This is a genomic window from Roseivirga sp. UBA1976 (assembly GCF_002336325.1).
In the GTDB taxonomy this organism is placed as follows: Bacteria; Bacteroidota; Bacteroidia; order Cytophagales; family Cyclobacteriaceae; genus Roseivirga; species Roseivirga thermotolerans.
In genome coordinates, this window is the sequence record NZ_DDDQ01000127.1 from 21,458 (window position 1) to 32,410 (window position 10,953).

A 10,953-nucleotide genomic window follows, 5' to 3' on the forward strand; every position below is an offset into this window, starting at 1 on the left:
GTAACAATTTTATTCTAACACAAACCACCTAATCAACGGTTCTGCTATGCTAGCCAAAGAGATCAGATCTAAGTTTATTTCCTATTTCGAAGAAAGAGGCCACAAGTATGTACCCTCAGCTCCAATGGTTCTTAAAAATGACCCTACGCTGATGTTTACCAACGCGGGTATGAATCAATTCAAGGATCTTTTTCTGGGCAATGCAAAGGCCGATTATACCCGGGCGGTAAACAGCCAAAAATGCCTGCGTGTGTCAGGTAAGCACAATGATTTGGAAGAGGTAGGTATAGATACCTATCACCATACCATGTTTGAAATGCTGGGCAACTGGAGCTTTGGCGATTACTTTAAGAAAGAAGCCATTCAATGGGCCTGGGAGTTGCTTACAGATGTATATAAACTACCAAAAGATAGGTTATATGTAACTGTATTTGAGGGAGATGAGTCAGAAGGCTTAAAGTTTGATCAGGAGGCCTTTGATTTCTGGAGAAGCTATGTCGATGAGTCGCGCATTTTGAACGGAAACAAGAAAGATAACTTCTGGGAAATGGGCGATACAGGCCCATGTGGTCCGTGCTCGGAAATTCACATAGACCTGAGAACAGAAGATGAAATTGCGAGGGTTCCCGGAAAAGAACTGGTGAATAACGACCATCCGCAGGTGGTGGAAATATGGAACCTGGTATTTATGCAATTCGACCGAAAGGCCGATGGTCGATTGGAATCTCTACCAGCCCAGCACATCGATACAGGAATGGGCTTTGAGCGTTTGGCTATGGCCTTGCAGGCTAAAAAGTCTAACTACGACACCGATGTGTTCACCCCGTTGATCGACAAAGTGGCCCAGTCGGCCGGAGTGAAGTATGGTGAAAAGAAAGAAACCGATATTGCCATTAGGGTGATAGTAGATCATATCAGAGCCATTTCATTCGCCATTGCCGATGGTCAGTTACCGTCTAACAATAAGGCCGGGTATGTGATCCGTAGAATTCTGAGAAGAGCTGTTCGCTACGGTTATACGTTCCTCAATTTCAACAGTCCGTTTCTATACCAACTCGTAGATGTGCTGGCCGATCAATACAAAGGTTTCTTCGATGAGCTGGATAGCCAGAGAGAGCTCATTGCCAAAGTGATTAAAGAAGAAGAAAACTCCTTTTTGCGCACTTTAGACAATGGTTTAAAGCGATTGGAGCAAATAAAGGAGAGGCTTGTGTCTCAAAATGAAACAACTATAAATGGGCGTGAAGTATTCGAACTTTACGACACATACGGCTTTCCGGTAGACCTGACAGCTCTGATTGCACGGGAGAATGGCTTCCAGATCGATGAGCCTGGATTTCAGCAAGCCATGGCCGAGCAGAAGAACAGATCGAAAGCCGATGCGACTTCTGAGAAGGGAGACTGGACTGAACTATTGCCCGATGTAAAAGTGGAATTTGTAGGCTATGACCATGAGGAAGCTGAGTCGCGAATTATCAAGTACAGGGAGATAAAAGAAAAGAAGCGCACGGTGTTTCAGATTGTGCTCGATAAAACACCCTTCTATGGCGAGAGTGGCGGACAGGTAGGTGATACCGGAGTTATTGAAAGCCAAGAAGAAACCATTAAAATTCTCGATACGCAGAAAGAAAATGACCTGATAGTTCATTTTACCGATAAGTTGCCTGCTAATCCGGCTGCTGTGTTTCATGCCAGAATAGATAAGAAACGCAGAGCCTTGATTAAGTTTAACCATTCTGCCACCCACTTGCTTCATGCAGCTTTGCGAGAGGTGCTCGGCCACCACGTGCAACAGAAGGGCTCATTAGTAAGCGATAGCGTATTGCGCTTCGATTTTTCGCACTTCTCTAAAGTAGAGCCTGAGCAAATAGAGCAGATTGAGCAAATAGTGAATGAGAAGATTAGGGAAAATATTACGCTCAACGAAAAAAGGTCCGTGCCCATAGAAGAAGCAAAGTCTATGGGAGCGATGGCTCTTTTTGGAGAGAAGTATGGAGATTTTGTCCGTGTAATTACCTTCAATCCTGACTATTCGGTAGAGCTTTGCGGAGGTACCCATGTGGAAGCTACCGGGCAGATTGGTCTTTTCAAAATAGTTTCGGAAAGTGCTGTTGCCGCAGGGGTAAGGCGAATTGAAGCCTATACCGGCCCCAAGGCTTTTGAGTATGTCCAAGATCAGGAAAAGGAACTTAAGTTGGTTAAGGAGCTGCTTAAAAACCCGAAAGACCTGACCAAAGCCATTGCCTCGCTCTTAGACGAGCAGAAAAAACTAACCAAGGAGATTGAATCGCTACATGCACGGCAGGGGGCTGAGGTTAAAAGAAATCTATTGCAAAAAGTAGAGGCTAAAAAGGGCATCAATGTACTGATTGAGCAAATCGATATTCCTTCGGCCGATGCTTTAAAGAAACTCTCCTTTGAGCTTAAGAATGAGGTAGATAACCTTTTGGCAATACTAGCCGCCAATGTTTCCGGTAGCCCGCAGATTTCTGTTGTTATCAGCGAGAATCTGGTCAAAGAGAAAAGCCTGAATGCCGGACAACTGGTGCGCGAATTGGCCCGGGAAATTAAAGGAGGAGGCGGAGGTCAGCCGTTCTTTGCTACTGCCGGAGGAAAAGACATAACTGGTTTAGAACGTGTAGTCACTAGAGCTACAGAAATATTGGAGAGTTTTGCTTGACGTACTTAAAAAACTGGAAGAGGAGGGCTATGAGGCCACTATTGGTTTAGAGGTGCACGTTCAGCTGAACACCGTTTCCAAGATTTTCTCGGCCGATGCCAACCACGAAACAGAAGAGGCAAATACCCATGTGAGCGTAATAAGTCTGGGACATCCGGGTACCTTACCGGTACTTAATGCCCAGGCTGTGGAAAAGGCTGTCTTAATGGGGCTTGCTTGTGGTTCTCAGATTAGTCGTTACAATACGTTCGACAGAAAAAGCTATTTCTACCCCGATCTGCCCAAGGGCTATCAAACCACGCAGGATAAAACGCCAATCTGCATAGGAGGAAAAATTCCGTTGTTTGGAACCAACCTCTTGCAAGAGCAAGTGGAACTGCATCATATCCACCTGGAAGAAGATGCAGGAAAATCTATTCATGATGAAGAAGCAGGTACACTCATTGACCTTAATCGTGCCGGAACTCCGCTCATTGAAATAGTGACCAACCCCTCGGTGGCCGGACCCGATGAGGCGGCTGCATGCCTTCAAGAAATTAGGCGCATGGTGCGCTATTTGGGTATTGGCAATGCGAATATGGAAAAAGGAGAGCTCCGGTGCGATGCCAACATTTCCATTAAAAAGAAGGGAGACTCACTGTTGGGCGAGAAGGTAGAAATAAAGAATATGAACTCCTTCAGCCATGTGAGAAAAGCCGCCATTTTCGAATTGGAACGCCAATTGGCTTTAAAACTGGCCGGAGAGCCCGTGGTGGTAGAAACCCGAACCTTCGATCCTGCCACAGGCCAGACCTATGGTATGCGTTTTAAAGAGACCATGAATGACTATCGCTACTTTCCCTGCCCCGATTTGCCTCCGGTGATTCTAGATGATCAATACCTGGCTGGTTTGCAGCCCCGGGCCAATGAAAACCCCCGGGTTTATCGCCAGCGATTGACTCAGAAATATCAACTATCTGACTATGACTTGGGTATTTTAACGGAAGAGAAAGAAACTGCTCAGTATTTCGAAGCGTTATGCCAGCAGGGCGTGGAACCCAAATCGGCTGCCAACTGGATGAATGGCCCTTTGCGAAGCTTGCTTAATGAAGAGGGGAAAAACCTATCAGAGATAGCCATTGGTACTCAACAATTGGCAGAGCTCATAAAGCTTGTAGAAGAAGATAAGCTGGTCTATCAAACAGCTGTGCAGCAATTGTTACCTAAGTTACCAAAGGCCACAAAAAGTCCACTTAAATTGGCGGAGGAACTGAATTTGCTGGTTTCTGAAGACAAAGCCGAACTAGAGGCTATAGTTCGTGAGGTATTGATATCTTTGCCCAAAGAGACTGAAGCATTCCGTAAGGGAAAGAAGAAACTATTGGGGCTGTTCATTGGCGAAGTAATGAAGAAAAGCAGAGGTAAGGCAAACCCAAAAGTGGTTCAGCAAGAACTTTTAAAAGCATTAAACTAAAGATGAAAAAATACATTGGCATATGGGCACTGGCTATTTTGAGTGCCTGCGGAAGTAATACACCGGGTAAAGTGACCATCTCCGGCACCATTGAGAATGCTATTCCTCAAGGAGAGGTTGTTTTAGAGCGATTCGAAATAGGTCAGGCTAGTCCTGTTAAAACAGTGTATTCAGATCATGAAGGCAACTTTTCAATGGATCTGGAACTTTCAGAGCCAGGCTTTTACCGACTGAATATCTACGGAGAACAATTCGAAACCCTGGTGTTGGATAATGAAAATATAAAGGTAAAGGCAGCCGGAAAGGCCGGAGAGTTTATTGAAGCTACCGGATCGGATGATATGGACAATCTGAAAGAGGTTTATGCCTATTTGGATACTTACCAGGCAAAAATGCAAGGTATCAATCAGCGATTTTTGACCGCTCAGAGCGAGGGCAATCAGGAACTGATGGAGGAGTTGAGAGCACAAGCACTCGAACTTGAGACTGCTAAAGTAGACCGACTAAAGAAGATGGCCATGAGTTTCGAAAGTTCTCTGGTGAGCTTACTGATTACTGACTTTATTAGCAATAAGACTGATGAATTCGCATTTCTTGATTCGTTGGCTACCAAGCTTCAAAAAGAAATTCCTAATTCTTCGGACGTTCAATACTTCGCAGAAAATGTAGAGGCCTTTAGGCCGGCTGTGGCCATGGGAGAGGTGGCTCCTGACATTACCATGGAAACTCCCGATGGAGAAATGCTAAGCCTTTCCGATTTGCGTGGTAAATATGTGCTGCTCGATTTTTGGGCAGCCTGGTGCAAGCCTTGTCGTATGGAAAACCCGAATGTGGTGCGCATGTATGAGAAGTACAACGATGAAGGTTTCGAGGTGTTTAGCGTGAGCCTGGACCGTTCCAAGCAGCAATGGATAGATGCTATTGAAAAAGATGGCTTGGTGTGGCCTTACCATGTGTCCGATCTCAAGTATTTTCAGTCGGCAGCAGCCATAACCTATAAAATTAATGCCATTCCTTTTGCCCTACTGCTCGACCCGGAAGGCCGTGTAATTGGCAAGAACTTACGAGGCCGTGCCCTCGAAGCCAAGTTGGCGAGCATTTTTGGTGAATAACCATTTCTACAGAATTTTGAGAAACGGCCTCAAAAACTAAGCGTCATTCCCGACATCGATCGGGAATCCCTTTAAATTAAACAAGCATTCAAAGAGGTTCATGGTTGAGCTTGGCTAAGGATATCAAAAATAGTTGGCGTTTGAGATCGTTTCTTTTTCGCCCTAAATATTGCCGTCATAAACAGCCAAATTTAATTACGTAGCATTACGTATTCCCCGGTAGTGTCAATAAGCCTTATCTTAGCGATAATTACCGGGTAGACATGAACCACATTTCCATTGTATTGGCAGACGATCACCCTTTGCTACTTGAAGGGCTTGAGGCGAACCTTATATCAAAAGGTTACAACGTGCTGGCCACTGCAAAAGACGGAAAGTCAATTTTGAAGATTATTACTGAACGAGTCCCTTCAATTGCTATTTTAGATATAGAAATGCCTGAGATGGATGGACTTTCGGTAGCTAAGTATTGCATGGAACACGGTTACAACACCAAATTCATTATCCTTTCTTATCATAAGGAGACAGAGTTTATTGCCAGAGCCAAGAGCCTCAATGTTTCCGGGTATCTGTTAAAGGAAGATGCGCTGGAAGAAATTGATAACTGTATTCAAGAGGTGGAAAAAGGGGGGCAGTATTTCAGCAAAGCGTTTCAACTAAAGGATGTGAAGAATGCACAGTCTGCGTTGGAACGCGTAGAGTCGCTCACTCCGTCTGAACGCAAAATTCTCAAACTCATTTCCAAAAATCAATCGACCCGTGATATAGCCGAAAGCCTCTTTATTTCGGAGAGAACGGTAGAAAAGCACAGGAGCAATATTATTCAAAAACTGAATCTTGAAGGGAAGGCTAATGGTTTGATTGCCTGGGTTTTGCAGAATAAACATCTATTGAACTAGTGAATAGCCCTAAACACTATCTGAAACCCTTGTTTTGGCTATGGCTGCTTTGGGGTACCTACTCACTTTTGGCACAAACTGATAATGACAAAGGCGTTCTTTCACTGCAAACCTATGGTGTAAAAGACGGGCTGGAAGTTGGCGACATTCACTCGTTAGTCTATGACAATAATGGCTGGCTGTGGATTAGCGGTCTTGAGTCAGATTTAGGAGCCAGTACCTTTTTAAAGAACGTGCCCAAACTGCAGTGGTTCGATGGATATAACTTTCACACCGTGCCGTTGCCGATTTCCGAAGAACTTTCGCCCATTAGCTTTTTGCTAAAAAAGCGAGCAGATGGGCTCTTCTATTTATGGTTTTCCTCCAACGGATTTGATGAGATTTATCTCTTCGACCCTTCCACTTTCAAAGTTCAGTCTGTACCTATTCCTAGTTTGGATGGTCATGTAGATATTTCAAACATCTTTGTGCAAGATACATCCACTTTTATATCACTGGATGCTTTTGGAAAGTCCAGCCTGTTTCGCCTAAATGACGATTTAAGCTTTGATAAGCTATTCGATTTAATGTCTGAGCGAGGTGAGTCTCACTTGCATCAGGTCATCCCTTTCAAAGATCATTTCCTTATTTCCGAAGCCCGCATGGGCATAACCGCTTATGGACTCAAAGGGCAAATTTTGAAGGAGTTTGACTATGAAGACTTCGGTCTTGAAAAAGTGGCTAACCCGGAAGTTCTGGCACTTGTTGGTTCGTTCTTGTTTGAAGGAAAGTATCAGTTCGTCCTAAAAAATGGCTACGGAACCTATCAATACAACGACCATGAAATGACATGGTCAGAGAGTAATTTCAAGCCGGCCCGCAATGCAAAGAAAACACTCATAAATACCGGCCTATACCAGAAACTCTATGCCATCAACGATAACCATGGAAATATAGCATGGTTCAATGTGGCAGAAGGTCAACTCATAGTTAAAAGAGCGTATGTAGATGAGGCGCATGACCAGCCCGATGTTCGGGTAAATAGGGCCAATGCGATCAATGCCGCAAGTCGTGATTTAAAGAAAGAATTGTTTTTGACCGAACCGGGAAGGCTGGCTCATGTTGTTTTTAAAAATTTTGGTGTAAGCACTTTTTTAGAAGACCACAGCCTAAGGTGCATAATACCTTATGGCCCCAATAGGTATTTGGTGGCTACAGAAGCCAGTGGTTTTTATTTGATAGATATTGCTGAAAATACGGAAGAACCCTTTCCGATCTTTCTCGATGGTCAGCCATTTTCAGCTTCGGAGATCCGAGGTGTTTTTATGGACCAACGCGGCATCTGGACCAACTACAACGAAGGTGTCTTATTCATAAACCCTGATACAAGGGAAGTTGAGAGATTCAGGCACTATCCTGTCTCTGCAATGGTAGATGATGGAAATAGAATAGTCTATGGAGCCGCAAACTTTCCGCTAATGGAATTCGATAAGTCCAGTAAGGTTAACAGACCCCTGACAAAAAACGATTCACTGAACGTGATGGATCTGACGAAATTTAATGACAGCTTTTATGCCACCACAACCAGCGGTCTGTTCAAATTTAAACAAGGGGAAGAGGTTTATGTAGATATTCCCATATCATCAGACAAGTTGATGATGCTGAGTGTGCTAAAGCGGCATGGGCTGTTATTTACAACTGTCGATGGCAGAGTGTATCAAATAAAAGAGGAAAACAGCCGGCCCGAATTGTTTTTTACCGATCCTGCCGGGAGCCCTATAGCATCGGTATTTGAAGATCAGGAAAAAAACCTGTGGTTTGCCACATTTTCAGGACTTGTAAAGTTTAACCCACAAACCGGAGAAACAGAAAGGTTTGTGGAAGACGATGGCCTGAGCAATAATGAATTTAACCGATTCAGTTTTCTTCAATTAGAAAATGGTGGAGTGTTTCTTGGTGCCATAAAAGGGCTTAACTATTTCTTTCCGCAAGACCTTGAAAAAGTGGAGAAAGGAGGTGAGGTGGTACTTACCGGCCTTACTTATTTCGATAGTAAGGTAAAGTCAAACACCACCATAATAGCTCCGGCAGAATTGACAGAGTTAGGCAGTGTGTCTCTACCCGCTGAAAACAAATTCTTGAGAATTCAGGTAGCCCCGGTAGGGCTCACTCAGCCCACAAAGGTGAACATGGAATTTAAGTTGAACAATGGTGAATGGCTACCCATAAAGCAGCCTGGCGAAATTCAGTTCAATAACCTCGAAGCCGGCCAGTACCTGCTAAAGGTTAGAATGGTGGACTCGGAAGGAGCCTCTTTTGGGAAGGAGTTGTCACTTCACATTCATGCCAGGGAGTTTTTCTATAAAACCTTATGGTTTGGATTCTTGTGTTTGCTGGTTGTTATTGTCGTGAGCTATTATTTTATAAGGCAAGCCAACAAAGCAAGAGCCTTAGGGCAACACTACTCACGAGCACTTCTGAGAGTTCAGGAAGAAGAGCGAATGAGAATATCCCGCGATTTGCACGATAGTGTAGGCCAACAGCTGATTTTGCTAAAGAATCAGGCCAATGCCAGCCGCGATCCGCAGATGGTAAAGAACGTTAGTGCAACTTTGGAAGAGGTAAGGAGCATAACCAGAAACCTACACCCGGTAGTATTGAGTAGGTTAGGACTTACAGCAGCCCTGGAAGAGTTGATCCGTAAGCTCGATGAAAATACAGAAGTGTTCTTTGCTATTGAGCTGGAAAACATTGATGGTATTTTCGATGCAGAGGAAGAGCTCAATCTGTATCGCATTATTCAAGAAGCTCTAAATAATATTGTAAAGCACGCCAATGCCGTTTCGGCCAAGCTTACCATAGCACGAAAAAAGAACAAGGTGCTAATTAATATTCAAGATAATGGTAAAGGCTTTTCGGTAGAAAATGAACAACAGTCAGGAGGTTCATTAGGACTGAAAACACTGCACGAAAGAATAGCCATGCTCAAGGGCAAGATAAACATTGAGTCAGATGCCCATGGTACTCGCATTGAGTTAGAAATACCTTTACAATAGCTCAAATCCTAATTTTTGACCTTTGTTCCACGCTTGGATTGTCTCACGCAAGGGTTAAAATACGTATCGCTACGTATGTTCTGGCTTGCTATTGAGATTTAACTTTGTTTCTACAGCTAGTTGAATTCATTCAGCTTAATCAAGCCTGTATAAACTAATTTTTATGCGTTTTTTGGAGTATAGCTTCTCCACTCTTCATCTAAACTTATTGTCTGTGATCAGGCAAAACTTCTCTTTGCCAGGCAAAACACTAGGTATCTGTTTAGTCCTACTAGTGGTTTTTACATCAAGCTCATTCGCTCAAATAATTGATGCCGAATTTAATGCTCAGGCTACGAACCATTATTCAACGGCAGTAACCGGATACTTAGCAGGTCAACCCACGGAGTCAGGTGCTTCGTTCGGCACGGTTGATGACAGAAGCTATATAGCTCAAGATCAAAACACACAGGACATCTCCACGATGATTGGACGCACTTCTCCGAAATTAACGAATGAACATGCTCTATTGAATAATATGGCTGCTACGAACTCGTATGCACCAACAGCCAGCTTTTCAGCAAGTCCGCGCTTTGGTTGCGGACCATTGACGGTTAATTTTACAGATACTTCAACTCCGGGTGCTGCCTTAATTGTTTCCTGGACTTGGGATTTTGGTGATGGAGGAGTTTCAACTACACAAAATCCCTCATATACCTATAACACCCCTGGAGTATACACGGTAAAACTCACTGTAGAAGACTCAGACGGTCTTACAAGTCAAAGGACTCAGACTAGCTATATAATGGTTACTGGACCTGATGTTGACTTCAGGATTAAGCCATCTAGCACCTTTTGCAAGGGGGGGGATATTCATTTTGAAGATCAAACTGTTTTTGGCAGCCCTGTGATCTCCTGGCACTGGGATTTTGGAGATGGAAATACTTCCAATCTTCAGAATCCTACGCATAGCTATGCTACAGCAGGTGTATTCGATGTAAGCTTAACGATAGGTAACATAGATGGCTGTACAAGGACCGTAACTAAGATAGGTTTTGTAGATACACGGGATGTAACTGACCCGGTAATTACAACGTGCGAAACCGATAAGATTGAAAATGTTAGTGGAGGACAGTTTACCGTTCCTGATTATACGGGAGGAGTTGTAGCTACCGATAATTGCGATGCTGCGCCAGTAATCACGCAGTCACCAGTTGCAGGGGCCATTGTAGGCGTTGGGGTTACTACGGTAACTCTCACGGCAACGGATGAATCAGGGAATAATGCTGACTGCTCCTTTAATCTAACTGTTCAAGACTTCGTTGCACCATCGCTAAATATTAGTAGTTCCGTAAGCGATCCAACTAATGCTGCTTTTACCACAACTTTCACATTCTCAGAAGATGTGACTGGCTTTACCATTGGCGATATCACCTTAAACAATGCGACAGCCTCTAATTTTGCGGCTACTAGTGCATCCGTTTATACCGCTGATATTACACCCACAGCTGACGGAACAGTAACCATTGATGTAGCGGCTAATGTAGCGCAGGATGCTGCAAGCAATGGAAACACGGGCGCTACACAGTTTAGTGTAGAAGCCGATATTACATCACCAACTGTGACTATCACCAGCCCAGTGGGCGATCCTACTAACGAAATCTTCACTGCAACATTCACATTCTCAGAAGATGTAACAGGTTTTGTGATAGGGGATATCTCCCTGGGCAACGCCACTGCTTCGAACTTCTCACAAACCAGCGCCTCGGTCTATACGGCCGATATTACACCCACG

6 protein-coding genes are annotated in these 10,953 nt (G+C 44.0%); all 6 read left to right on the top strand.

Annotated elements, in window-relative coordinates; all coding sequences use genetic code 11:
* Positions 1–46: 46 nt before the first annotated feature.
* Entirely contained in the window at positions 47–2,680 is a 2,634-nt protein-coding gene (alaS, locus tag B3763_RS12725; protein WP_286746989.1) for an alanine--tRNA ligase, read from the top strand.
* Complete coding sequence (gene gatB / locus B3763_RS12730) at positions 2,673–4,133, top strand: Asp-tRNA(Asn)/Glu-tRNA(Gln) amidotransferase subunit GatB (RefSeq protein ID WP_286746991.1); 1,461 nt, start codon at positions 2,673–2,675, stop codon at positions 4,131–4,133. The genes alaS and gatB overlap by 8 nt, the downstream gene beginning before the upstream one ends.
* Positions 4,134–4,135: 2 nt before the next feature.
* The gene (locus B3763_RS12735) at positions 4,136–5,245 is read left to right on the top strand and encodes a TlpA disulfide reductase family protein (protein ID WP_286746993.1); all 1,110 of its coding nucleotides are present in this window, start codon (positions 4,136–4,138) and stop codon (positions 5,243–5,245) included.
* A gap of 263 nt (positions 5,246–5,508) precedes the next feature.
* Positions 5,509–6,144 (top strand): response regulator, encoded by a 636-nt coding sequence (locus B3763_RS12740; protein ID WP_189629934.1) that lies wholly within the window; start codon positions 5,509–5,511, stop codon positions 6,142–6,144.
* Positions 6,144–9,179, top strand: a complete 3,036-nt coding sequence (locus B3763_RS12745) for a sensor histidine kinase (protein WP_286746996.1) — start codon at positions 6,144–6,146, stop codon at positions 9,177–9,179. Before B3763_RS12740 ends, B3763_RS12745 begins: the two co-directional genes overlap by 1 nt.
* A gap of 517 nt (positions 9,180–9,696) precedes the next feature.
* Positions 9,697–10,953: PKD domain-containing protein (locus B3763_RS12750; protein ID WP_286746998.1), on the top strand; the 1,257-nt coding region annotated here is incomplete at its 3' end.

What these genes read in the sequence shown, in the direction of transcription:
- alaS (WP_286746989.1), top strand. Translation starts at nt 47, where the DNA reads ATGCTAGCCAAAGAGATCAGATCTAAGTTTATTTCCTATTTCGAAGAA.
- B3763_RS12740 (WP_189629934.1), top strand. Translation starts at nt 5,509, where the DNA reads ATGAACCACATTTCCATTGTATTGGCAGACGATCACCCTTTGCTACTT.
- B3763_RS12735 (WP_286746993.1), top strand. Translation starts at nt 4,136, where the DNA reads ATGAAAAAATACATTGGCATATGGGCACTGGCTATTTTGAGTGCCTGC.